The following is a 24,183-nucleotide window of genomic DNA, read 5'->3' as shown; positions in this document are numbered from 1 at the left end:
GGCTCAGTTCCCCGCCTGCTTCTTCATCCCCAGGTAATCGTCGAGCACCTTCTGCTGCTCGGGATTGGCCGTCTTGCGCCACTCGGCCATCATCGTCTCGCCGACCTCGCCCAACTGCTTCTGGATGGAGTCGGGCGCCTCGGACACCTCCATGCCATTGGCGCGCAGCGTGGCAATGGTCTCGTCGCCCGCCTTGCGGCTCATGTCGAAGCCGCGCCTGGATGCGCGCTCGCCCGCGACCAGCACGATCTTCTGCAGGTCATCGTCCAGGCGCTTGAAGGCGCGGTCATTGACGATGACCATGTTCTTGTTGTGCAGCGTGCCCGTGTACATGAAGTACTTCACGTTGTCCCAGGCCTGCGTGTCGATGCCGGTCTGCGCGCTGGTGAACAGGGAGTCGATCAGGCCGGTGGCGAAGGCCTGCGGCACTTCCGCGAAGGGCAGGATGGTGGCCTGGAAGCCCAGCATCTGCCCCATCTTGAGCGTGGGCTGGGAATAGATCCGCAGGCGCTTGCCCTTGAAATCTGCCGGCGACGCGACCGGCGTCTTGGTGTAGAAGCCCTGTCCGGGCCAGGCCACGTAGGTGATGGCACGCAGATTGTGCCGCCCCAGGATCTTCTCGAAGTAGGGCGCCTGCGCCTGCATCAACTGCCATGCCTCTTCATAGTTGCCGGCGATGTTGGGCAGGCCGTCCAGGACGTACATCGGGTCTTCGTTGCCATAGACGCCCAGGCGCACTTCGCCCGCCTGGATCTGCCCCGTCTGCACCGCGCGCTTGATCGCGTCGTGCTTGATCAGGGTGTCGTTGGGACGCAGGTCGATCTTCAGGCGCCCGCCGCTTTCCTTCTCGACCTCGCTGATGAACTGACGGATGTTCTGGGTGAAGAAACTGCTTTCCGGATACCCGGTGGCCATGGTCCAGGTGGTGTTGGCACCGGCCATTGCCGCCGGCAGCGCCAGCGTGAACGCAGCCGCCCATTTTGCAATTGCTCGCATGGTTGATTCCCCTTGTTTTAGTTGCCTTTATTGGCAGCGGTCCTGTGGACCTTCGATGGAAAAAATCGGTCAAGGCATCGGCGCATCCTGATGCGATGCGCCATCGCCGCAAGCGGTCCTTCCTGCATGCCGGACACGCACGCCACCGGGCCGCCAGGCAATGCCGGCAGCCACAAGGACACGGGAAGACAGAGTGATGGAAGGGACGCCACCGCGAACCCGGCACCTGGCGAAATACCACGCCAGGCTTGGCTTCCAGACAGGCATGAAGTTGTTGAACACAGTACGCATACGCCCTCGGGCCCGATGCCCAGACACCCTCGACTGCACCCTGGCGTGGCACGCGCCATGCCCCATTCCGGTGAACCACCTGCCTGTCCGGACAGCGTTTGCGGCGATGCAGCAAACACGCCACAGGCATGCAAATTCTTGCGCCGATTTCGCGGCACATCAAACAAGTAATACTTGTTCAAAAACGCAATTTCTTGGTTTTCAACCGTCACGCCCCAAGCGCATGATCACTGGCTGCAAGACCTGCCCTGCGCACGGCGCCGACGGCGGGTCGCGCGATGCAAACCCGACATCACGATAGGGAACACCATGCATAGAAACGGGGGAAAACTATTGGTCGACAGCCTGCTTGCACTGGGCGCGACCAAGAGCTTCGGCGTGCCAGGGGAAAGCTACCTGGCCGTGCTGGACGCACTGCACGACACGGCGGGGAAACTGGACTATGTCCTGTGCCGCAACGAAGGAGGCGCCGCCTTCATGGCGGCGGCCTACGGCAAGCTCACCCGCAGGCCGGGCATCTGTTTCGTCACGCGCGGGCCCGGCGCCACCAACGCCTCGATCGGCGTGCACACGGCCCTGCAGGACAGCGCGCCCATGCTTCTGTTCGTGGGCCAGGTCGGCACCGACATGAAGGGCCGCGAGGCCTTCCAGGAGGTCGACTATCGCGCGGCTTTCGGCGCGCTGGCCAAATGGGCGGTCGAGATCGACGACGTCGACCGCATTCCCGAGATCCTGTCGCGGGCATGGACCATGGCCGTGTCGGGCCGGCCCGGACCGGTAGTCATCGCCCTGCCCGAGGACATGCTGACCGCGCGCACCACGGTGGAACCGCTGCGCGGCCCCGTGCAGGTGCATGAGCCCGCGCCGGCGGAACGCCCGTTGCGGGCGCTGCGCGCCTATCTGACGACCGCGCGCAGGCCGGTCATCCTGCTGGGCGGCTGCAACTGGGAAGACCAGGGCACCGCGCCCATCCAGCGGTTCGCCGAGGCCTCCGACATCCCCGTCGTCGCCGTGTTCCGCTACCAGGACCAGTTCGACAACCACTCTCCCGTGTTCTGCGGCGAAGCCGGCGTGGGCATGAGCCCCGCCGTCAGGACGCTGCTGCGCGATGCCGACGTGATCCTGGCCATCAACAACCGATTCGGCGAGAACTCCACCGAAGGCTATACCCTGCTGTCGGTGCCGGAACCTGCGCAAACGCTCATCCACGTGCACGCCAGCGACCTGGAGCTGGGCAAGGTCTACCGGCCCGCGCTGGCCATCCAGGCCGGGCCCAACGCCTTCGCGCGCGCCCTGGGCGAGCTTGCGCCGGTGCAAGGCGGCTGGGCCGACTGGCGCGCCTCGGCCCGCCAGGCCTATGAAGCGGGCTTCGACCTGCCCGACCTGCCTTCGCCCGTGGACATGGGCAAGGTCTGCGCCCATCTGCGCGACACCCTGCCCGAGGACGCCATCCTGACCAACGGCGCAGGCAATTTCGCCGTGTGGCCGGGCAAGTTCTTCCGCTATGGACCGCGCGCGCGGCTGCTGGGCCCGCAATCGGGCGCCATGGGCTACGGCCTGCCCGCCGCCATCGCCGCCAGGCTCGTGCATCCGACGCGCACCGTGGTGTGCTTTGCCGGCGACGGGGATTTCCAGATGAACTGCGCCGAACTGGCCACCGCGCTGCAGGCCGACGCGCAGCCCATCATCCTGCTCATCAACAACGGCATCTACGGCACCATCCGCGCGCACCAGGAACGCCATTATCCCGAGCGGGTGCACGGCACCACCATGTCGCGCAACCCGGACTTCGTCACGCTGGCCCAGGCCTATGGCCTGCACGCCGAGCGCGTGCAGCACACCAGCGAGTTCGCGGCCGCCTTCGCCCGCGCGCGCGCCTCGCGCACCGGCGCGCTGCTCGACCTGGCCATTTCGCCCGAAGCCATCACCCCTCGCCAGACGCTGAGCCAGATGCGCCAGCAGGCGCTTGCCGCAAAGGAAACCACCTCATGATGGGTCAAGACATACGCCTGGGCGCCGACATTGGCGGCACCTTCACGGACGTCGCGCTCGACGTGCGCGGCACGCTCTATTCCACCAAGGTACTGACCAACCACGCCGCCCCGGAGCAGGGCATCCTCGACGCCATCGCCATCGTGGCGCAGGACGCCGGCATCGCGCTGTCGGACGTGGACCTGATCATCCACGGCACCACGCTGGCCACCAACGCGCTGATCGAGCGGCGCGGCGCGCGCACGGCCTTCGTCACCACCGAGGGCTTTCGCGACGTGATCGAGATGCGCACCGAGAACCGCTACGAGCAATACGACCTGGGCATCGCGCTGCCGCCGCCGCTGATTCCGCGCGAAGACCGCTATACCGTGAAGGGCCGCATCAGCGCGCAGGGCGAAGTGCTCCAGCCGCTGGACGAGGAAGGCCTGGCCGCCATCGCCCAACGCATCAAGGCGGGCGGCTATGGCGCGGTGGCCATCGGCTTCATCCACGCCTACATGAACGACGCGCACGAGCGGCGCGCCCGCGACATCCTCGCGGCCCAGCTCGACCTCCCGATCTCGCTGTCGGCCGAGGTGTCGCCGCAGATGCGCGAGTTCGAGCGCTTCAACACCGTCTGCGCGAACGCCTATGTCCGGCCGCTGATGGCCAGCTACCTGAAGCGCCTGCAAAGCCGTCTCCTGGAAATGGGCGCGCGCTGCCCGGTCTACATGATCCACTCGGGCGGCGGCCTGATCTCGGTGGACACGGCCGCGCAGTTCCCGGTGCGTCTCGTGGAGTCAGGCCCGGCCGGCGGCGCGATCTTCGCCGCCGACATCGCGCGCCGCTTCGGCCTGGCGCGCGTGGTGTCCTATGACATGGGCGGCACCACCGCCAAGATCTGCCTGATCGAGGGTTTCCAGCCCCAGACGGCACGCACCTTCGAGGTCGCGCGCACCTATCGCTTCTGCAAGGGCTCGGGCATGCCCATCTCGATTCCCGTCATCGAGATGATCGAGATCGGCGCGGGCGGCGGCTCGCTGGCCTGGGTGGACGCGCTGGGACGCATCCAGGTGGGGCCGGAATCCGCGGGCTCCGAACCAGGTCCGGCCTGCTATGACCGGGGCGGCCAGCGTCCCGGCGTCACCGACGCCGACCTGCTGCTGGGCAAGCTCGATCCCGACAACTTCGCGGGCGGCAAGATCCGCCTGTCCGCCGACGCCTCCCGCGCGGCGGTGCTGAAGGACGTGGGCGAGCCGCTGCAGCTCGACGCCCAGGGCGCGGCCTTCGGCATCTGCGACGTCGTCGACGAAAACATGGCCAATGCCGCGCGGGTGCACGCCGTCGAGAACGGCAAGAACATCGCCGAGAACACCATGATCGCCTTCGGCGGCGCGGCGCCCCTGCACGCCGCGCGCCTGTGCGAGAAGCTCGGCATCGATCGCTGCCTGGTGCCCCGCGGCGCGGGCGTGGGCTCGGCCATCGGCTTCCTCAAGGCGCCTTTCGGCTACGAGGCCGTGGCGTCGCAGGTCTGCCGCCTGGCCGGCTTCGACAGCGCCGGCCTGAACACCCTGCTGGCGGACCTGAAACGCACCGCCGAAGGCTTCGTGCGCGAAGGCACCCAGGCGGAGGTCGGGCGCGAGATCACCGCCTTCATGCGCTATGCCGGCCAGGGCTGGGAGATCCCGGTCAGCCTGCCGGACCGGGAGTTCAGCCCGGCGGACGAGGCCATGATCGAGGCCGCCTTCCGTGAGCGCTATGCGCAATTCTTCGGCCGCGCGGTCGAAGGCCCCGCCATCGAGTTCGTGACCTTCTCGGTCAAGGTGCAGGAGATCCATCCCGAAGGCACGCGCCAGCCTCTCGTCGACCAGGGCAAACCCGTCGGCGCCAGCGTCCGCCGCAAGGTCTTCGACCCCGCGCTGGGCAGCGAGCAGGACAGCGCCATCGTCGAACGCGACGCGCTGTCGGCGGGCGACCGCGTCAGCGGTCCGGCCATCATCGTCGAACGCGAAACCTCCACCGTCCTCACCTCCCCCTTCGACGCCGTCGTGCAAGCCGACGGCACCTTGCTGCTCGTACGCAAAGGACACTGAGCCATGAGCCAGATAGACGAAATCCGTATGCAGGTCATGTGGAACCGCCTGATCTCCGTCGTCGAGGAGCAGGCGCTCACGCTCCTGCGCACCGCCTTCTCGACCTCCGTGCGCGAAGCGGGCGACCTCTCCGCCGGCGTCTACAACGCGCGCGGCGAGATGCTGGCCCAGGCGGTCACCGGCACGCCCGGCCACGTCAACACCATGGCCGAGGCGGTGCGCCACTTCATCGACGAGATCACGCCGGCGCGCATGTATCCCGGCGACACCTACGTGACCAACGACCCCTGGAAAGGCACGGGCCACCTGCACGACATCACCATGGTCACGCCGTCCTTCCGCGGCGAGGTGCTGGTGGGCTTCTTCGCCTGCACGGCGCACGTGGTGGACGTGGGCGGGCGCGGCTTCGGCGCCGACGGCAAATCGGTGTACGAGGAGGGCATCCAGATCCCCATCATGAAGTTCGCCGAGCGCGGCGACGTGAACCAGGACCTGATCCGCATCCTGCGCGCCAATGTGCGCGAGCCCAACCAGGTGATCGGCGACTTCTATTCGCTGGCCGCCTGCAACGACGTGGGCCATCGCCGCCTGATGGAAATGCTGGACGAGGTGAAGCTGCCCGACCTGGAAAGCCTGGGCGCCTTCATCCTGGCCCGCACGCACGCCGCCACCCTGGCGCGCATCGCCAAGCTGCCGCGAGGCACCTGGGCCAACGACATGATGACCGACGGCTACGACGAGCCCATCAAGCTGGCTGCCGCGGTCACCATCGCCCAGGACGGCGTGAACGTCGACTTCACGGGGTCCTCGCCCACCAGCCGCTGGGGCATCAACGTGCCGCTGATCTATACCAAGGCCTATGCGTGCTATGCGATCAAGTGCGTCGTGGCGCCGGACATCCCCAACAACGCGGCTTCGCTGGCGCTCTTCAACGTCTCCTCGCCACCCAACGTGCTGAACGCGCTGCGACCGGCCCCGGTGTCGGTGCGGCACGTGATCGGCCACATGGTGCCCGACCTGGTGCTGGGCGCGCTGGCCCAGGCCCTGCCCGGCCAGATCCTGGCCGAAGGCGCCGGCGCGCTGTGGAACGTGCACATCTCGGTGCGTCCCGCCGCGGGCCGGCAAGGCCGCCGCGCCGAGGTGCTGATGTTCAACTCCGGCGGCATGGGCGCCCGGCCCGGCCTGGACGGCCTGTCGGCCACCGCCTTCCCGTCGGGCGTGCACACCATGCCCATCGAGGCGACCGAGCACACCGGCCCCATCGTCGTCTGGCGCAAGGAGCTGCGTCCCGACTCGGGCGGCGCGGGCCGCTATCGCGGCGGACTGGGGCAGGTCATCGAGATCGCCCCCGCCGACGGCCACGAGTTCGACTTCTCGGCCATGTTCGACCGCATCACCTCGCCGCCGCGCGGCCGCGACGGCGGCGCTGCCGGTGCGCCGGGCAAGGTCGCGCTGGACGACGGCACCTTGCTGCGGCCCAAGGGATGGCAGCACGTGCCCGCCGGACGGCGGCTGGTGCTGAACCTGCCGGGCGGCGGCGGCTTCGGCGACCCGGCCCGACGCGCCGAGGACGCGCGAACGCAGGACCGCGTGCGCGGCTACGAGACCGGGGGCCAGTCATGAGCCTGATCGCGCAACGCCTGTCCGCCATCAAGCCGTCCGCGTCCATGGCGGCCTCGCTGGCCGCCCGGGAACTGGCGGCCACCGGGGTCGACGTGATCGACCTCAGCCTGGGCGAGCCCGACTTCGCGCCGCCCGCGCACATCATCGACACGGCCTTCCACGCGGCGCGCCAGACACGTATGCTGTACACGCCCGCCGCGGGCACGCCCGCGCTGCGCCACGCCGTGGCCGCCAAGTTCGCGCGCGAGAACGGCCTGGCCTACGCCATCGACGAGATCGCGGTCGCAGGCGGCGCCAAGCAGGTCATCTTCAATGCCCTCATGGCCACCATGGATCCGGGCGACGAGGTCATCCTGCCCGCGCCCTATTTCGTGTCCTACCCCGAGATGGTCAAGCTGCTGGGCGGCATCCCCGTCACCCCGGCCTGCGCCGCCGAACACGGTTTCCGGCTGACGCCCGAGATCCTGGAAAGCGCCATCACGCCCCGCAGCAAATGGCTGTTCCTGAACCTGCCCGGCAACCCCTCGGGCGCCACCTACAGCCAGGCCGAGCTGCGGGCGCTGGGCGACGTGCTGGCACGGCATCCGCACGTGCACATCCTGTCGGACGAGATCTACGAGCACATCATCTTCGACGGACGCTCCTTCGTCTCCTTCGGCCTGGCCTGCCCCGACCTGCGCGATCGCAGCCTGATCGTCAACGGTGTCTCGAAGGCCTATGCCATGACGGGCTGGCGCATCGGCTATGCGGCCGGGCCGCGCGCGCTCATCGCCGCCATGTCCAAGGTGCAGAGCCAGTCCTGCACGGCCGTCTGCACCGTGGCGCAGATCGCCGCCCAGGCCGCGCTGGAAGGCCCGCAGGACTGCGTCGCCGAGTATCGCGCCGCGTTCGAGCGCCGGCGCGACCTGGTCGCGCAGGGCATCGCCGGCATCGACGGGCTCACCCTGGCGCCGCCCGAAGGCGCGTTCTATGCCTACATCGGCTGCGCGGCGTTGATCGGCGCCACGACCCCACAGGGCGACACCCTGGCCGACGACGTCGCCGTCAGCCGCCACCTGCTCGCGCAGGCGCACGTCTCGTCGGTGCCCGGCACGGCTTACGGCCTGTCGCCATTCTTCCGTATCTCCACCGCGGCCTCCGATGCTACGCTTGCCGAGGCACTCCGCCGCATCGACACCGCTGTCGCCTCCCTTACCCGGCCACCACGAAGATGACCCGCAGCCCGCGCCTGCCCCCGCTCAACGCCCTGCGTGCTTTCTGGGTCGTCATGCGGCACGGCAGTTTCCGCGGGGCCGCCGAGGAGCTGCTGATCAGCCCGCAGGCCGTCAGCCAGCAGATCCAGCTGCTGGAGGAAAGCCTGAAGATCACGCTGTTCCGGCGCCGGGGCCGGCTGATCGAACCCACCGACCAGGCGGCCCTGCTCGCGCCCTTCGTGCAGGCGGGCTTCGACGAGCTGACCGAAGGCGTGCAGCGCGTGACGCGCGCCAGCAGCCGCAAGCGCATCAACATCAACGTCAGCCCCTACTTCGCCATGCACTACCTGATGGCCAGGCTGGAACGCTTCTCCAAGCAGATGCCCGATGCCGACCTGCGGCTCACCACCATGGTGACGCTGCCGGACTTCACCGCCGACGAGGTCGACGTGTCGATCCAGTGGGGCTTCGGCGAATGGAAGGACCTGGACACCACGCTGCTGGTGCGCGACCCGAAGATCATCTGCTGCACGCCCGCGCTGGCCAGGACCATCCACGCGCCCGAAGACCTGCTCACGCACACCCTGCTGCATCCAGTCATGGCGCGCGGCCTGTGGAACACCGTCCTGCAGCACCTGGGCATGGATGTCACCCTGCAGACCGGCAGCCTGCAACTGCTGGACGCCGCGACGCTGCGGCGCGCCGCCATCGCCGGCATGGGCGTGGGCCTGGTCTCGGACCTGCACGCGCACGCCGACCTGGCCGCGGGCCGGCTGGTGGCGCCGCTGGGCGTGGACGCGCTGGACGGCATGGACCCTGCGCAGATGCCAGGCTTCTACCTGGTGCTGCCGCGCTCGCACAAACGGGTCGCGACGATCGAAGCCTTCAGCCGCTGGGTCAAGGCCGAGCGCTGGGACCAGGAACCCGTCTGCGATTTCGATACCGATTGCGTGTGACGGCCACGCCCCGGCGGGCACGCCGCCGTCGGACTAGCGGACGCGGCGCGCGGCCGCCTTCGCGGGCCGGCTGCCCGTCTCGGCCGGACGCGAGGGGTCGCCCAGGCACTCGATCAGCAGCTCGGTCAGCACCCGCAACTTCCTGGCCGGATGCGCACCCGGCGGACGAATGACATACACCCCCGCGGGCGGCGGCGGATAACGCGTCATCACCGCCACCAGCCTGCCGTCCGCCACATAGGGATCGGTGACCGGATCCGGCACCCAGGCAATGCCCAGCCCTGCCGCGGCGGCCGCCGCCAGCGCCGCGCCGTTGTCGGCCTTGAAGCGTCCCTGCGGCCGTACCGAGACGATGCGCTCGCCATCCATGAACTGCCAGGTTTCGGTGCCCTGCGTGACCGCCTGGTGCGCCTCGACCTGGTCCGGCGTCTCGGGCGCGCCATGCGCCGCGATGTAGTCCGGACTGGCGACCAGCTTGCCGTACAGGGGCGCCACGCGCCGGGCGACCAGGTTGGAATCCGGCAGGTAGCCGACGCGGATCGCGCAATCGAAACCTTCCGCGATGAGATCGACGAAACGATCGCTGTACGACGTATGGATGTGGAGCTGCGGGTGCCGCCGCGCCATTTCCGCCAGGATGTTCGCGAAGAGCGTCGGGCCCAGCGACAGCGGCGCAGCCACGCGCAGGCGGCCGCACAGTTCGCCGTCGGGCACGATCGTTTCCCTGGCCTCGTCGATCTCGGCGCATACCCGGGCGGCGTGGTCGCGGAACACGGCGCCGGCCTCCGTCAACGCCGCACCGCGGGTGGTGCGCGCCAGCAGTTGGACGCCCAGCGCCGCTTCCAGCTTGACGAGCCGCCTGCTGACGATGGACTTGGACACGCCCAGCCGGCGCGCGGCCGGCGACACGCCGCCCGCATCAGCCACTTCCACGAATGTCCGCAGGTCTTCGATATCCATTTGGCGTTCCAGTTTTCGCGACACAGCGTAGCACGGCATACCGGTACCGCCGCGCAAACTGGAATGCCAGAATCCTCGGGACGCCGCCGTGCATGGCGCGGCGCTCCTGGCACCCCTGCCTCATCCGCAACATCGACAAAGGATGCATCAATGACCTTCCGCAATGGCCTGGATTCGCTGCTTCGCCCCGAAGACTCCGTACTCGTCCTGATCGACCACCAGCCCTACCAGCTCGCGAACGTGAACAGCCACGAGCCGCAAATGGTGATCAACAACACGGCAGGCCTGGCCAAGGCCGCCAAGGCCTTCGGCGTGCCCACCATCCTGACCACCGTGATCGCGGCGCAGGGCGGCCACCTCTTCCCGCAGATCACCGAGGTGTTCCCCGGCCAGGAAGTCATCGACCGCACCCTCATCAACACCTGGGAAGACAAGAAGGTGGTGGACCTGGTCAAGGCGACGGGCCGCAAGCAGTTGATCATCGCCGGCCTGTGGACCGAAGTCTGCGTCGCGATGCCGGCGATCCAGGCGCTGGGCGAAGGCTGGGACGTGACGGTTGTCACCGATGCCTCGGGCGCCGTCTCGGTCGAGGCCCACCAGGTGGCCATCCAGCGCATGATCGCCGCCGGCGCCAACATGATGACCTGGCTGGCGGTGGCCGCCGAATGGCAGCGCGACTGGGCCCGCACCGAGCAGGCCGTCGCCCTGACGGACGTGATCAAGCAGCACGCCGGCGGCAGCGGCATTGCCTTCCTGTGGGAGCAGCAGCTGCTGAATACGCCGGTGCCGAACAAGGCGGGTTGAGGCCGCCTGCCCCGCGCATCGGCGCCACGAGGCTGACCGATGGCCGGCAGGAAAATGGCAAGGCCCTGGTGCGTGGCACCAGGGCCTTGTCGCAGGCCTCGACGGGCGGGGCGCTCAGAACTGCATCTGGGCGGAGAACGCCACGCTGCGGGGCGGCCCCACGTAATAGCTGTTGATCCAGTAATTGCGGTCGGCCAGGTTGTTGACGTTCAGCCGCAAGGTCAGCGGCTTGCCCGACACCTTGGTGGCGTAGCGCAGGCCGACGTCCGCCGTCGTGAACGAGGGCAGGCGGCTGGTGTTCGCATCGTCGGCCCATTGCTTGCCGGTGTAGTAGATACCGCCGGTCAACGCCAGGCCCGGCACCTCGGCGAAGGCGTATTCCGAGTAGAGCTTCGCAACCGTGCGCGAAACGTTCATCGGCATCTTGCCGTCAAGCGCCGACTGCTTGACCTTGGCATCCAGCCACGTCAGGCCGCCGAAGACCGTGACGCGCTCGCTCACCTTGCCCGATGCCGTCAGCTCCAGCCCCCGGTGCTGCTGGCGGCCATCCTGCGTATAGGTGTTGCCACCGTCGATGAACTCGTAGGCCTTCTCGATATCGAACAGCGCCGCGGTCAGCAAGGTGCCGCCCACGCTGGCCTTGACCCCGATCTCCTTCTGCTTGCTGACCATGGGCGCCATGATCTGGTCCCGGTTGGACGCCTCTTCGGGCGCCACGCCGCCCTGCTCCAGGCCTTCGATATAGGTCGCGTACGTCGTCAGCCAGGACAGCGGCTTGTAGCTCAGCGAGACCGACGGCGAATTGCGACGCTGGTCGTAGTCGGGCTGCGTGCGAACGCCCTGCGCGTTCAGGCTGCGCGTGCGGATCCGGCTGTGGTTCACGCCGGCGATCAGCGTCCACTGGTCCCCGAACTCGATCACGTCGCCCAGGAACAGGTTCTGGTTCTCCATCTTGCCCGAGTAGTACGGCCGCGACGCGGTGTCGGGGAACACGGGCTCCGGCCGATGCACGGGCGCACTGCGCGGGAACGGTCCCAGCCAGCCGGTGTTGGGACTGTCCGGCGTGGCCCAGCTCTTGTCCGAATAACCGTAATAACCCAGGGTCAGGCGATGCGACAGCGGACCGGTCTCGAGATCGATGTCCGCCATCAGCGTGGCGGCCTGGTATTCATTCTTGGTGCGGCCGGAACGGATCGCGATCTGGTAGTACTCGTCGTTCAGGCGGCCCGAGTTCATGGTGTGGTCCTGCACCGGCCGGTCGTGATATTCCCGCATCACGCTGCCGCGCAGGGTGATGCGGTCGCTGGCCTGGTAGGTCAGCTTGCCCATCAGGCGGGTCTTCTCGAATTCGTCGCGGATCCAGGGCTGCGACCACTGCTTGCTCGCGTCCGGCACCGGCGTGCGGCTCACGCCCGGCCGATAGGTCCAATAGGCGCTTGCGCCTTCGGTGCGATAGCGGTGGTAGCTGGCGTTGACCTCGGCCAGCAGCCTGTCGGTCAACTGCCAATCCAGGGCGCCGCTGATCAGCGTGCGGTCGACCTTCTGGTCGTCGATGGCCGTGCTGCCGTCCTGGCGCACGACGTTCAAGCGATAGCCCGCGCGCCCTTGCGCGTCGATACGACCGCCGAAATCGCCATGCGCGTAGTACTGGCTGCCGCCATAGTTGCCCACGGTCAGGCTGTTCAGGCGCTCCAGGGTGGGACGCTTGTACACATAGTTCACCATGCCGCCCGGCGAGGCCGCGCCATACATGAAGCCGGACAGGCCGCTCAGCACTTCGACGCGCTCCTTGTCCTCCATCGACGTGGCGAAACTGTTGGGGCGGCGCAGGCCGTCCTCGGCGGTGTCATAGGTGCCGAAGCCGCGGATGCGCACCATGGGTGCCCAACCGGTCATCTGCGGCGTCGTGCTCTGCGTGGTGGGGTTGATGCGGAACACGTCATCGGGCGATTGCGCCTGGATGTTGGTGATCAGGTCGCGCGGCACGACGGTGATCGCATAGGGCGCATCGCGAATATCCATCGCGCCCAGCGTGCCCAACGACGACACCGTGCGCACGCGGTAGCCCTCGGCCTCGCCGCCTTCCTGCTGCAGCGCCGCGCCAGGCGGCAGCGTGTTGCCCAGCACCGTCACCGGCTTGAGCTGGGTGACGTCCGAGCGGTTGAGCGTGACCTCCCTGCCTTCGCGCCGATAGTCCACGGGCTGGCCGGCCAGCAGCCGCGCCAGGGCCTGGTCGGGGGTCAGCCTGCCTTGCAGCGCCGGGGCGCGCAGGCCCGAGACCGCCTCGGGCGCATAGAACACCTGCAGGCCGGTCTGGCGTCCCAGCTGGATAAGCGCCGCATCGAGGGATTGCGCCGGGATGTCGAGGAAGACGGCAGCTTCCTGCGCATGGATGGCCGGGCTGTGGAACGCCGTCAGGCACAGGGCCGCCGGCAGGGTCAGGTGCGCGCGCAGCAGGGCACGCCGCGCCGCCTGGCGCCAACGTGCGTCTGGGAAAAAGGAGGTCACGATAAAGGTCGTCCTGGTTGGGTCGGTCACACGAGAGGGATGGACCCCTTTGGCCAAAGGGACGAGCAGGGTCGGCGCTTGCCGCCGGCCATGCCCGTCCTGTAGACGCCTGGCGCGTCGCAAGTCCTGAATGGATCGCGGCCACGAATTTGAAACAAGATGAAACTTGAAACAAAACACGCAGGTGATCCCCCGCGGATGGCGCGGACTCAGCGCGGCAGGATGTCCACGGTGCCGGCCGTTCCAGCCTGGACGGAGACCGGCAGGATGCGCGGCAAGGCGGCAAGCAGCGCCTTGGGATTGGCCGTGTCGAAGATGCCCGACACGCGCAGCGCCGCAAGCCGGGGCTCGGCGAAACGCGGCCGCAGCGGGTCGGGCAAGTAGCGGTTCATCTCGGCAAGCGCCTGCGGCAAGGGGGTGTCGCGAAAGACGATGCGCCCATCACGCCACGCGATGGCGGCCTGCACGTCCAGATCCGGCGTGGTGGACGCCGCGTCCGCATAACGGGAACCCTGGCCCGCCGTCAGCAGCGCGCGCTGCCTGTTCCACCAGGGGCCGCGCTCGACGCGGACCGTGCCGCCGGCGACGGCGACGCTGAAGGCATCGCCCTCCCGGCGCACATTGAACTGCGTGCCCAGCACCGTGACCCGCCCCGTTCCCGCATCGACAACGAAGGGCCGGCCAGCGTCACGGGTCACGGTAAAGAACGCCTCGCCCTCCTCCAGCCAGATCCGGCGCTGCCCGGCGTCGTACCGCACCCGCAAGGCGCTGCCGCTGTTCAGCGACACCAGGCTGCCGTCGGGCAGGGAAAGCTCCTGGCGCTCGCCGCGCGCCGTCGCGATGCTGCGCGCGTATTCCTCGGGCAAGGGCCAGAGCTTCACCCCCACCAGCGCCGCGGCAGCCGTCGCGCCCATGCCCGCGCCCAGCGCCAGCCAGCGGCGGCGGCTGGGCAGCGACGGCGCTCGGTACGCCCGGCCCAGCCGGGCCTGCTGCGCCGCATCCAGCGTTCCCGCCGCCTGCCACAAGGCCTCGATCTCGGCGTACTGCCGCACATGCGCGGGATCGGCCGCCCGCCACGCCTCGAATTGCGCGCGCTCGCCCGCGCTGGCCTCGCCCGATTGCAGCCGGGCAAACCAGTAGGCGGCGCGATCACGCGCATCGTCCGAGGGCGGAAGGGAGGTCGAGGTCATCGGGTCAAGGCGCGCGCGTCAACTGCCCATGCGATCATGCAGGTATCTCATGGCCCGCATCATATGGCGTTCCACCATATTGCGCGACACGCCCAGGCGCTCGGCGATCTCGCCGTTGCTCAACCCGTCGAAGCGCCGCAGGCGGAAGGCTTCCTGGCAGGCCGGCGGCAGCTCGCACAAGGCATCGGTCAAGCGCTCGGCCAACTGGCGGGCCTGGTAGTGCGCCTCGGCGCTGGCGGCAGCCGGGTGCTCCGGTTCCGCCAACTCGTGCAGGGCTTGCGCCTGGCGCACGCGCTGCGCGCGATGCAGGCTGACGAGCCGATTGGCGACGCTGCGCCGCAGATAGGCCGAAGGGTCCTCCAGGGCACTGCCAGCGCGCTCCAGGCAGCGCAGCGCGGCATCCTGGGCGGCATCCTCGGCATCATGCCGGTTGGCGCCACCACGCGCCCAAAGCCGCGCAAGCTTGCGGTATTGCGCAAGCCATACCGGTTCGGCTGGCGGGACGGACGACATCGGAAAGCGGGCTCATCGGGATAGCATTGCGGACCCGCGATTATTGCCAATCATTCTCATTTCATCAATGGCCGTCGTGCCATGGCACCACCCGAGCCAGGCTGGCAGCCAGTTCAAGCGCCGGCGCGGGCCAGCCTGAACCTCAACGCTTGTTGCTGACCTTGCACCGCGCGATGAAAGTGCCGCCGGTGGCATCGGCCCGGGCGTTGGCGGGGCCGTGCAGCGAGGCCAGGAGGAGACCCTTGGTGGGATAAAGGGAATAGACCATGATCTCCGGCCCGTCGGGCACGAGGAAGGTGATCAGGGCAGGCCGGGCATCGATGACGTCGGCGAGCTGTTCGCCAGGCGGCTCGGCGGAATCGGCGGATGTGTGGCGGACAGTGCCCTGCTCGGGCCGGGTGCTGTCCCACACCAGCGTCCAGGTGCTGTTGCCGTAGCCGGCCTTCTCCTGCACGGGCTGGGACTTGCCCGCAGGCACATGGAAGAAGGTGCCTTGCGGATTTGCGCATTCAGCACTGAGTTGCACGGCCTGGGCGGTACCGAGCGTGGCGACGGTGAGGCCGGCAGTGAACAGCGAACGAAAGAGAATACGGCGCATGGCAAAACTCCTGTAACGCGCGGGCAGGTGGATCGGAGGGAGACGGTACCACCCCCCTCCTGCCCCTTGCGGGTCAACAAGGCCTTCACGCTGAAGGAAATCGACGTCGACGTGTCGCGATCGGCCACCGTCGGCCTGAGCTACGGCGACCAGTACAGCAACGGCAACCGAGGGCTCGCGCAGGCTCCCTGCACGTGCGCTGGCGCTTCTGACGCCGTCGGTCGGGCCGATGCCGACCGCGCAGCCGCTTGCCTAGAAAGAAAAGCCCCGCGGACGACGCTTGGTCCAGTCAATCTGAATGTGGTTGTAGTGCCGCTAGGGAGGAGGCTAATCTCTCATTCCTTCTACGTCCTGCTCCGTTGCAGGAAGGCCTTCATTTTCTGAATCAGCGCACCTCGCGCTGCATTGAACGATCACGTCAGCACACGAAATCGCGAGTGCCGATACTTCGGCCGGTACCTGCAGGAAAAGCAAAACCTACGTAATTCTGTTCATTCCCAGGTCGCACCTTTCCCCTATTTTCTAGTTTGGCTAGCGATCGGGCGGTTTCATCTTGCCATCGCTGGTCGGCAAGAAGCCGCCTGCAATCGGCATCGGGACCCGTTACCCGATCCCGTCACGCAGTCAGGTGATATCGACCGGTTCCAGGCCACCGGAGCCGTGCCAAACGAAGCCAATCCAAACGCACTGGAAATCGGAGATCAGCATGAACCTGCCTCGTCTTTTGGTTGCCTTGACGGCGGCCTTTGCATTGCATGTAGGAACCGCGGCTGCCACGCCTATTTATAGCGACGACCCCGAAGTTGAGGGCTTGCGCCAGATGGTCTGCGCCGCCAAAGGCGGCGTCGACATCACGAACCAGGGCACCCTGACCCTGGGTGGCGATGTCTCTTCGGCAGTGGTGTGCGCGGGCGCTGCGGAACCTGCAGCGGCTGGAACTGCGGTAACGCCCACCGCCGACGTTCAACCGCTCGCACTGTGCGGGCAGTTCAGTTCGGTCTGCGCATCGCTGTACCCGCCCTCGGGCACGTACACCATCACGAGCAGCAACCCGACGTTCACGACGTCATGCTCGGCCGACGTGAACGTGCGCTCGCGCCCGGGTGGTGGCACCAGCACAGGCACCTCGACCCTTAACTGCCGGGCCTATACGCCAGGCGGCAGTGCGGTGGGGTGCAATGTGAACTGGTCCGGGCCTTCGTCGTTCCCGGTTGGCGTGCGCGCCAATGTGTCCGTCAGTTTCACCTGCCTTGTGGCGGGCCCGGGTTCGCGCGGCACCGTCGCAGACTTCTCGTATCAAGACGCCACGTATGGCGCTGTGCGCGCAGACGGCCAGCAGACGAGCAGCCTGACCATCGTGCTGCAATAAGGGCAGTCGCCTGACACAGACACGTCATCAGGCTTGGGCGCAACCGGCCTATACTCATTTTACAAACCCGGTTGCGCCCTCTGCGAGCCGTCTCCTACGAGGAATCCGCCATGTCCGCTACGCTTGCTCGCCTCACCGCGCTGGTGCTGGGGATCGGCCTGACCTCATTGGCCGCTGCGCAAACTTTGACACCTGCACCATCGGATAACGAGGCAGTCCCTTCCTGCATCGACGTGCAAGTCGGCAGTGCTCGTAGCGTCTCCTATGATTGCCTGGCGCAAAGGATGGCGCCTCCCGAGAAAAAGCCCGGTCACCCAGATATACCGAACCCTGCCCTGGCTTCTGAGCGTGTCACGCGCCTGCCGCCGACGCAAACGGGTCTTTTCACCAGCCTGCACCAGATGCTGATTTCTGGCGTCAAGCGGGACAAATAGCCTTCTCGCCGTCACAAGAACCTTCTGCCTAGCCACGCGAAGCGTCACCGTGCGTCCACAGTCAGACCCATGAGAAAACAAATGCAGATGCTCCCCCGGTACGGCGTAGCCACAATTACCTACTTACTGCTCGCCGGTTGTGCGACATCTTCTGACGCCGGAAGCGTGGCGCCCGCCTCCTTGGTCAAGGTCCAATGCACGACGTCCAGCACCAGCGATCTTGGACCGTGCCAGGCACGCGCGAGCCAGCTATGCGATGGCACGGCCCGCTTGCGCGGCATCGATTCGCGTTCAGACGCCGGCAGCACTGGGCCGACCGGCAAGTACCAGCTCTACCACATCAGCGCCAGCTATGAGTGCATAAAACGAGAGACCCAACCGGCAAGCTGAGGCCCAGGCGGCAAGCGCCGTCACGACGCGGCCGAGCAGGCAAATCTCCGCCGCCCGGCGCGGCGGGGGAATTGCGCGCGCCGGCTTGAGGACTCTGCGGGCGCGCCCGTCCGGGCGACCGCGTCACCAGTGGAAAGTTTGTAGGCTTTCTCCCCGGGCTTGGCTTGGCGCAACTGGATGTCTGTGAGCGTGGCGAGCGCGCCGATGCGCGTGTTCTCCCGCTGGCATCTGGGGCGGGTGACGGCGAAACGTCGTTTGTACCAGCAAAAATACCAGCAAAAGCCGTGAGCCATCCTGAGACAACGTGGGGCAAAGAAAAACCCGCACAGCCAAGGCTGGTGCGGGTTCTGAGGCGACGTGAGACTACGTGCGCAATAATTCTTGGCGGACAGAGGGGGATTCGAACCCCCGATACGCTATTCACGTATACACGCTTTCCAGGCGTGCGCCTTCAACCGCTCGGCCACCTGTCCTGATCGTTTTTGCCCCCGAAAAACCAGGGCGCCAAAACGGCAATCCGCGATTCTAGCAGAATCGCCCAAAACTTTCCGCCACGCGAGGCGGCCCGACAGCAGCCCCGCCAGCTCGCCTGCTCAGCGCGCGCCCTGCCCCATCATCCGGTCCACATAACGCGCGATGGTGTCGATCTCCAGGTTCACGCGCGAGCCAGGCGTCAGCGCGCCCAGCGTCGTCGCCGACAGCGTATGCGGAATGATGTTGATGCTGAAGTCGCACCCTTCAGCCACGTCCTCCACCCGGTTCACGGTCAGGCTCACGCCGTTGACGGTGATCGACCCCTTGTAGGCCAGGTAGCGGCCCAGCGCCTGCGGCGCACGGATCACCAGTTCATGCGACTCGCCCACCGGCGCGAAGCGCTGGACCTCGCCCAGGCCATCCACATGGCCGGACACGATGTGGCCGCCCAGGTAATCGCCCACGCGCAGCGCCTTCTCCAGGTTGACCGGGCCGATGGCATCCAGGCCGGCCGTCAGGCGCAGGCTTTCGCGCGAGACCTCGACGTCGAACTGATTGCCCGCCATCTCGACCACCGTCATGCAGGCGCCCTGGATGGCGATGGAGTCGCCGATGCGCACGTCTTCCAGCGGCAGGCTGCCCGCCGTCACGCGCAGGCGCACGCCTGCGTCGCTGGCCCCCTGCTGCAAGGGCTGGACTTCGTCGATGCGGCCGACGGCGGCGATGATGCCGGTGAACATGACTAGCACTCCTTCGATTCAGATTCGGTTTCGGTGACGCGCGGTCAGGACGACAGGTTCAAGGCCACGCGATCGCGCAAGGCCTGCCAGCGGCTGGGCAGGTGCGCGCGCAGCCGCAGGTCCTCGCCCACGCGCTGGACATCGGTATAGGCATAGCGGCGCACGCCTTCCAGGGAGTCCAACCTGGGCAGCGCCGCCATGGGCGCGGCATCGCCCAGCAGCATGGGGGCCGAATAGCACAGCAGCTCGTCCACGCAGTCGGCCGCCAGCAGCGCGCCGCTCAGGATCGGCCCGGCCTCCACATGCACCTCGTTCACGCCATCGGCCGCCAGCCATTGCATGACGGCGGGCAGGTCGACGCGCTGGCCGTCGGCCTGCGGCAGCAGCACCACCTGGGCGTTGCGCGCGGCCAGGCGCTGCGCCTTGCCGGCATCCGCGCGCGCGGCGAAGATCAGCACCGGCGTGCCATCGAACAGGCGCGCCGTCTCGGAAATGGAAAACCCGCTGTCGATGACGGCCTTGCGCGGCGGGTGCGCGGTAGGCGCAAGCCGGGTGTCCAGCAGCGGATCGTCGGCGCGCACCGTGCCGATGCCGGTCAGCACCACGCAACTGCGCGCGCGCCACTGGTGGCCGTCGGCGCGTGCCTCGGGGCCGGTGATCCATTGCGAGACGCCGTTATGCAAGGCCGCGCGGCCGTCCAGCGACGCCGCCAGCTTCAGCCACGCCCAGGGCGTGCCGCGGCTCATGCGCGCGATGAAACCCACGTTCAGGGCCAGGGCCTCGTCCTGGCACAGTCCCGCCGACACCGCGATACCGGCCTCGCGCAGGATGCGCAGGCCGCGGCCATTGACCAGCGGGTTGGGGTCGCCCATGGCGACGACCACGCGCGCCAGCCGCGCGGCCACCAGCGCATCGGCGCAGGGCGGCGTGCGGCCGTGGTGGCTGCAGGGCTCCAGCGTGACGTAGGCCGTGGCGCCTGCCACGTCGTGGCCGCGCGCGGCGGCATCCCGCAAGGCGCTGATCTCGGCGTGCGGCCCGCCAGGGGGCTGCGTGGCGCCCTCGCCCAGCACCTGCCCATCGCGCACGATGACGCAGCCCACGCGCGGGTTGGGCCGGGTGGACGACAGGACACCCGCGGCCAGCGCCAGGGCGCGGCGCATCCAGTGCGTGTCGTCGGGAAAGGAAAGGGAGGTGTCGCTCACGGCACGATTGTATGCCCGCGCCAGGCCCCGCCCCGGCATGCCATCGGCAGGCGCAGGGACAACGCCCGCGAGGATTTACTTGCGCAGCTTCTTGGGCAGCAGCGGCCCCTGCATCTCGCGGATGGCTTCCACGAACTCGCCGATGTCCTCGAAGCTTTTGTAGACCGAGGCAAAGCGCACGTAGGCGACCTTGTCCATCTTCTTCAGCTCGGCCATGACCAGCTCGCCCAGGTAGGCGGACGGGACTTCGCGCTGGCCGCTGGTAAGCAGGCCTTCCTCGATGCGGGCCACGGCGGCGTCGACGTCTTCGGTGCTGACCGGGCGCTTGCGCAGCGACAGCGCCAGGCTGGCACGCAGCTTCTCGGACTGGTATTCGCTGCGGCTGCCGTTGCGCTTGACGATGGACGGCATGGCCAGCTCGACCCGCTCATAGGTCGTGAAGCGCCGGTCACAGGACAGGCAGCGGCGGCGGCGGCGAATGGTGTCGCCCTCTTCGGAGACGCGCGAATCGAGCACCTGGGTGTCGGCGTGGTCGCAGAATGGACATTTCATGGGAAGGAAACCTGGTCGCGATCGCGACTTGGTGACCGGCCGCGATACCGGCGCGCGCAGGGAAGACCTGGCGCGCCTCGGCCAGGACGGCCGAGGATGACGCGTAGTCTAGCGGAGACGGGCGCATGCGCCCAGGGGCCGGCGGAGAAAATCCGCGCGGCCCCCGCCAAGCGGGGCTTAGCGATATACCGGCAGGCGCGCGGTCAGGGCATTGACGCGCTCGCGCACCGACGCGATGGTCGCGGCGTCGCGCGGATTGTCCAGCACGTCGGCGATCAGGTTGCCGGTTTCCTCGGCCTCGGCTTCACGGAAGCCGCGGGTGGTCATGGCCGGGGTGCCCAGGCGCACGCCGCTGGTCACGAAGGGCTTCTCGGGGTCGTTGGGGATGGCGTTCTTGTTGACCGTGATGTGGGCATCGCCCAGCACGGCTTCCGCTTCCTTGCCCGTGATGCCCTTGGCGCGCAGGTCGACCAGCATGACGTGGCTTTCCGTGCGGCCCGAGACGATGCGCAGGCCACGCTTGACCAGGGTGTCGGCCAGCACGCTGGCGTTCTTGACGACCTGGGCGGCGTAATCCTTGAACTCCGGCGCCAGCGCTTCCTTGAAAGCCACGGCCTTGGCGGCGATGACGTGCATGAGCGGACCGCCCTGGATGCCGGGGAAGATCGCCGAGTTGACGATCTTTTCGTGTTCGGCCTTCATCATGATCACGCCGCCGCGCGGGCCGCGCAGGGACTTGTGCGTGGTCGAGGTGACGAAGTCGGCATGCGGCACGGGGTTGGGGTAGGCGCCGCCGGCGACCAGGCCCGCGTAGTGGGCGATGTCGACCATGAACAGCGCGCCGTGGTCACGGGCGATGCGGGCCATGCGCGCGAAGTCGATGTGCAGCGAGTAGGCCGAAGCGCCCGCCACGATCAGCTTGGGGCTGTGTTCCTTGGCCAGTTGCTCGACGCGGTCGTAGTCCAGGACTTCATTGGCATCCAGGCCGTACTGGTGGAAGTTGTACAGCTTGCCCGACGCGTTGACCGACGCGCCGTGCGTCAGGTGGCCGCCCTCGGCCAGGCTCATGCCCAGCACGCTGTCGCCCGGCTTCAGCACGGCCGTGTAGACGCCCTGGTTGGCCTGCGAGCCAGAGTTGGGCTGCACGTTGGCGGCCTCGGCGCCGAAGAGCTGCTTCAGGCGGTCGATGGCCAGCTGCTCGACCACGTCCACGTGCTCGCAACCGCCGTAGTAACGCTTGCCGGGATAGCCTTCGGCGTACTTGTTGGTGAGCTGCGTGCCCTGGGCCTGCATGACGGCGGGGCTGGCGTAGTTCTCCGAAGCGATCAGCTCGATGTGCTGTTCCTGGCGGACGTCTTCTTTCTGGATGGCGGCCCAGACGTCGGGGTCTACCTGGTCGATGGTGCGGTTACGGTCGAACATGGAGGGTCCTGGAATGAGGGTAAAGCGGTCAGTCGATGCGCTAGTTTACCCTGCGCTCCAAGGCGCCCGCCCTACCTGAGTTGGCAAGACACGCGCATGTCCCCGGACCGCAAAGCCGACTCATGGACAACATGAAGCCTGCTCAAGACGCAGACCAGGCCAGCCCCCCCCCCCCGGCCGAGGGGAGGCCCAAGAGGAAACCCACAGAAGCCCGCGAGACAACCCAAATAAAGACATAAGGACTCCTTAGTTATAAAAATACGATCGGACGTTTATATTTAATCCAAGTCCACATATCTCCCCCTCCAGGCACATGGCCGACCAGACCCCCGCCGTCACGCCGCGCCCGTTTTCCGGCGCCACCCTCCATTTCGAGGACGACCACGTCGCCATCTGGGAAGAGGTTTTCCTGCCTGGCATCCCCACCCCGCCGCATCGCCATTTGCGCGACTACATCGCCGTGTCCCTGACCGACGTTGACTTGCGCATCGAACCGCTGCCCGGAGAAGCGCCGGAATCCGCCACGTCCATCGTGGGGGAAAGCCAGGCCCATCCGCAGGCATTCCGCCGCACCTCCCGGCGCGGCCGGGTCGCCCACGTGGCCGTTACGACGCAAGGCGCGGGCCACGTCGCGGTCAACCTCGCCAACCAGGAAGCGCGCATGCTGATCATCGAAATCAAGGGCAGCGGCGCGGAAAAGCCCGCGCCCCGCTCCCGCCAAGGAGACACGGCATGATCTCGCGCCGCGCCCTGCTCCAGGGCAGCCTCGCCGCCGCGCTGGCCGCGCCCATGCGCCGCGTCCGGGCGGCCACGCCCTTGCGCCTGGGCGTCCTGCTGCCCTTCTCCGGCGGCCTCGAAGTGGTCGGCCACCAGGCCCGCCTGGGCGTGGAGCTGGCCGTGGCCCGGCTGAACGCCGCGGGCGGCGTGCTGGGCGCCCCCATCGAGGTCACCTGGCAGGACGACAAGACCGACCCCAAGACCGCGGTGGAACGCGCCACCTCGCTGATCCAGCGGCAGAAGGTCGCGGCCATCATCGGCCCCATCCTGTCCCCCTCCCGCGACGCCATCCTGGCGGTGCACCAGCGTCACCAGGTGCCCTTGCTGTACGCGGCCAGCTTCGAGGGCACCACCTGCAGCCCGCAACTCTTCAACGTGGGCACCGTGCCCAACCAGGAGCTGGACGCCCTGCTGGCAGCGCTCGGGGGTGGCGCGGACAAGCCCTTCTACCTTTTCGGCGCTGACATTGCCTGGGGCCAGAAACTCTTTCCCCGCGCCCGCGCGCTGCTGTCCGCGCAGGGCAGCCCGGTGGCAGGACAGGAGCTGCTGGCGCTGGGCACGACCGACTTCTCGGCCACGCTGCGGCGCATCGCCGACAGCGGCGCACGGGTCCTGGTCCAGGCCTTTCCCGGCGCCGGGGGCCTGAACTTCCTGAAGCAGGCCAGCCAGTTCGGCTTGCTGCGCCAACTCGACTACGCCTATGTCGGCTTCAGCGAATCCGGACTGCGCGCCTTGCAACCCGGCGAGGGCGAAGGCATCTGGACGCAGACCCCCTTCGTGGCCAGCCTGCGCACCGAGGCCGCCGCAAGTTTCGTGGCGGCGGCCCGCCAGCATGCACCCGCCATCCTGCCCACGCGTTTCGCCACGGCGCATTACAACGCCGTACTCGCCCTCGCCGGCGCGGCCGAACGCAGCAAGGACACGTCTCGCGAAGCCCTGTTGCAGGGCCTGCCCGGCGTCGCCCTGGACGGCCCCTCGGGTCCGGTCACCCTGGACCCGGCCAGCCGAGCCGCCAACCAGACCCTGTATCTCGGCCGCGTGCAGGCAGGCGAACTTGTCGCCACCCGGACGCTCGGCCGCATCCAGGCGGACACGCTGTGCGGCTAGCCCCGCGCCGCAAGGCCGCC

At 67.9% G+C, this 24,183-nt stretch carries 20 protein-coding genes and 1 tRNA gene; 10 read left to right on the top strand and 11 right to left on the bottom strand.

Annotation, left to right across the window (positions count from 1 at the left end; genetic code table 11):
• Positions 1-3 precede the first annotated feature (3 nt).
• On the bottom strand, positions 4-996 hold the full coding sequence (locus ODI_RS03660; RefSeq protein ID WP_067749634.1) for a TRAP transporter substrate-binding protein: 993 nt from the start codon (positions 994-996) through the stop codon (positions 4-6).
• Between the two features lie 600 nt (positions 997-1,596).
• Here ODI_RS03660 and ODI_RS03655 point away from each other — a divergent pair.
• The 5 genes from ODI_RS03655 to ODI_RS03635 are packed head-to-tail and all read left to right on the top strand — an operon-like array spanning position 1,597 to position 9,123.
• Positions 1,597-3,279 (top strand): thiamine pyrophosphate-dependent enzyme, encoded by a 1,683-nt coding sequence (locus tag ODI_RS03655; protein ID WP_067749632.1) that lies wholly within the window; start codon positions 1,597-1,599, stop codon positions 3,277-3,279.
• Positions 3,276-5,351 carry a hydantoinase/oxoprolinase family protein gene (locus ODI_RS03650; RefSeq protein ID WP_067749630.1) on the top strand — a complete coding sequence of 692 codons (2,076 nt, stop codon included), beginning with the start codon at positions 3,276-3,278 and terminating at the stop codon, positions 5,349-5,351. Before ODI_RS03655 ends, ODI_RS03650 begins: the two co-directional genes overlap by 4 nt.
• Before the next feature lie 3 nt (positions 5,352-5,354).
• On the top strand, positions 5,355-6,974 hold the full coding sequence (locus ODI_RS03645; protein WP_067749628.1) for a hydantoinase B/oxoprolinase family protein: 1,620 nt from the start codon (positions 5,355-5,357) through the stop codon (positions 6,972-6,974).
• Entirely contained in the window at positions 6,971-8,188 is a 1,218-nt protein-coding gene (locus ODI_RS03640; RefSeq protein ID WP_067749626.1) for a pyridoxal phosphate-dependent aminotransferase, read from the top strand. Before ODI_RS03645 ends, ODI_RS03640 begins: the two co-directional genes overlap by 4 nt.
• Positions 8,185-9,123 carry a LysR substrate-binding domain-containing protein gene (locus tag ODI_RS03635; protein WP_067749625.1) on the top strand — a complete coding sequence of 313 codons (939 nt, stop codon included), beginning with the start codon at positions 8,185-8,187 and terminating at the stop codon, positions 9,121-9,123. The genes ODI_RS03640 and ODI_RS03635 overlap by 4 nt, the downstream gene beginning before the upstream one ends.
• 33 nt (positions 9,124-9,156) lie before the next feature.
• Here ODI_RS03635 and ODI_RS03630 read toward each other — a convergent pair whose 3' ends face one another.
• Positions 9,157-10,083 carry a LysR family transcriptional regulator gene (locus ODI_RS03630; RefSeq protein ID WP_067749623.1) on the bottom strand — a complete coding sequence of 309 codons (927 nt, stop codon included), beginning with the start codon at positions 10,081-10,083 and terminating at the stop codon, positions 9,157-9,159.
• Between the two features lie 150 nt (positions 10,084-10,233).
• Here ODI_RS03630 and ODI_RS03625 point away from each other — a divergent pair, with 150 nt between their 5' ends.
• Positions 10,234-10,887, top strand: coding sequence for a hydrolase (locus tag ODI_RS03625; RefSeq protein WP_067749621.1), 654 nt, complete (start codon positions 10,234-10,236; stop codon positions 10,885-10,887).
• A gap of 114 nt (positions 10,888-11,001) precedes the next feature.
• On the opposite strand, the gene ODI_RS03620 is transcribed toward ODI_RS03625, so the two are convergent.
• From ODI_RS03620 to ODI_RS03605, 4 genes are all read right to left on the bottom strand, one after another.
• Positions 11,002-13,395: a TonB-dependent receptor gene (locus ODI_RS03620; protein WP_231968187.1), complete on the bottom strand. Its 2,394-nt coding sequence runs from the start codon at positions 13,393-13,395 to the stop codon at positions 11,002-11,004.
• 209 nt (positions 13,396-13,604) lie between these two features.
• On the bottom strand, positions 13,605-14,585 hold the full coding sequence (locus tag ODI_RS03615) for a FecR family protein (RefSeq protein ID WP_067749619.1): 981 nt from the start codon (positions 14,583-14,585) through the stop codon (positions 13,605-13,607).
• Positions 14,586-14,603: 18 nt separating this feature from the next.
• Entirely contained in the window at positions 14,604-15,098 is a 495-nt protein-coding gene (locus ODI_RS03610; protein ID WP_067749617.1) for a sigma-70 family RNA polymerase sigma factor, read from the bottom strand.
• A 142-nt stretch (positions 15,099-15,240) separates the two neighbouring features.
• Positions 15,241-15,696, bottom strand: coding sequence for a hypothetical protein (locus ODI_RS03605; RefSeq protein WP_067749615.1), 456 nt, complete (start codon positions 15,694-15,696; stop codon positions 15,241-15,243).
• Positions 15,697-16,402: 706 nt separating this feature from the next.
• Between ODI_RS03605 and ODI_RS03600 the strand changes: the two genes are divergently transcribed.
• Together ODI_RS03600 and ODI_RS22195 are read left to right on the top strand one after the other, a co-directional pair.
• A complete protein-coding gene (locus ODI_RS03600) occupies positions 16,403-17,065 on the top strand; it encodes a hypothetical protein (protein WP_067749613.1) in 663 nt (220 codons plus the stop codon).
• A gap of 110 nt (positions 17,066-17,175) precedes the next feature.
• Positions 17,176-17,499: a hypothetical protein gene (locus ODI_RS22195; protein ID WP_157929708.1), complete on the top strand. Its 324-nt coding sequence runs from the start codon at positions 17,176-17,178 to the stop codon at positions 17,497-17,499.
• Positions 17,500-18,271: 772 nt separating this feature from the next.
• Here the strand turns inward: ODI_RS22195 and ODI_RS03590 are convergent.
• From ODI_RS03590 to glyA, 5 genes are all read right to left on the bottom strand, one after another.
• Positions 18,272-18,362, bottom strand: a tRNA-Ser gene (locus ODI_RS03590).
• A gap of 120 nt (positions 18,363-18,482) precedes the next feature.
• Positions 18,483-19,103 carry a riboflavin synthase gene (locus ODI_RS03585; protein ID WP_067749609.1) on the bottom strand — a complete coding sequence of 207 codons (621 nt, stop codon included), beginning with the start codon at positions 19,101-19,103 and terminating at the stop codon, positions 18,483-18,485.
• Between the two features lie 44 nt (positions 19,104-19,147).
• Positions 19,148-20,344, bottom strand: coding sequence for a bifunctional diaminohydroxyphosphoribosylaminopyrimidine deaminase/5-amino-6-(5-phosphoribosylamino)uracil reductase RibD (gene ribD / locus ODI_RS03580; RefSeq protein ID WP_456299557.1), 1,197 nt, complete (start codon positions 20,342-20,344; stop codon positions 19,148-19,150).
• A gap of 36 nt (positions 20,345-20,380) precedes the next feature.
• Positions 20,381-20,857, bottom strand: coding sequence for a transcriptional regulator NrdR (gene nrdR / locus ODI_RS03575; RefSeq protein WP_067749607.1), 477 nt, complete (start codon positions 20,855-20,857; stop codon positions 20,381-20,383).
• 177 nt (positions 20,858-21,034) lie between these two features.
• A complete protein-coding gene (glyA, locus tag ODI_RS03570) occupies positions 21,035-22,279 on the bottom strand; it encodes a serine hydroxymethyltransferase (protein ID WP_067749605.1) in 1,245 nt (414 codons plus the stop codon).
• A 313-nt stretch (positions 22,280-22,592) separates the two neighbouring features.
• On the opposite strand from glyA, the gene ODI_RS03565 reads away from it, so the two are divergent.
• Both ODI_RS03565 and ODI_RS03560 read left to right on the top strand, forming a co-directional pair.
• Positions 22,593-23,015: a cupin domain-containing protein gene (locus tag ODI_RS03565; protein ID WP_067749603.1), complete on the top strand. Its 423-nt coding sequence runs from the start codon at positions 22,593-22,595 to the stop codon at positions 23,013-23,015.
• Positions 23,012-24,163, top strand: coding sequence for a substrate-binding protein (locus ODI_RS03560; RefSeq protein WP_067749601.1), 1,152 nt, complete (start codon positions 23,012-23,014; stop codon positions 24,161-24,163). The genes ODI_RS03565 and ODI_RS03560 overlap by 4 nt, the downstream gene beginning before the upstream one ends.
• The last annotated feature ends 20 nt before the right edge of the window (positions 24,164-24,183 follow it).

The sequence above is a fragment of the Orrella dioscoreae genome (genome assembly GCF_900089455.2).
In the GTDB taxonomy this organism is placed as follows: domain Bacteria; phylum Pseudomonadota; class Gammaproteobacteria; order Burkholderiales; family Burkholderiaceae_B; genus Orrella; species Orrella dioscoreae.
This window is presented reverse-complemented; position numbering and strand designations above follow the sequence as displayed.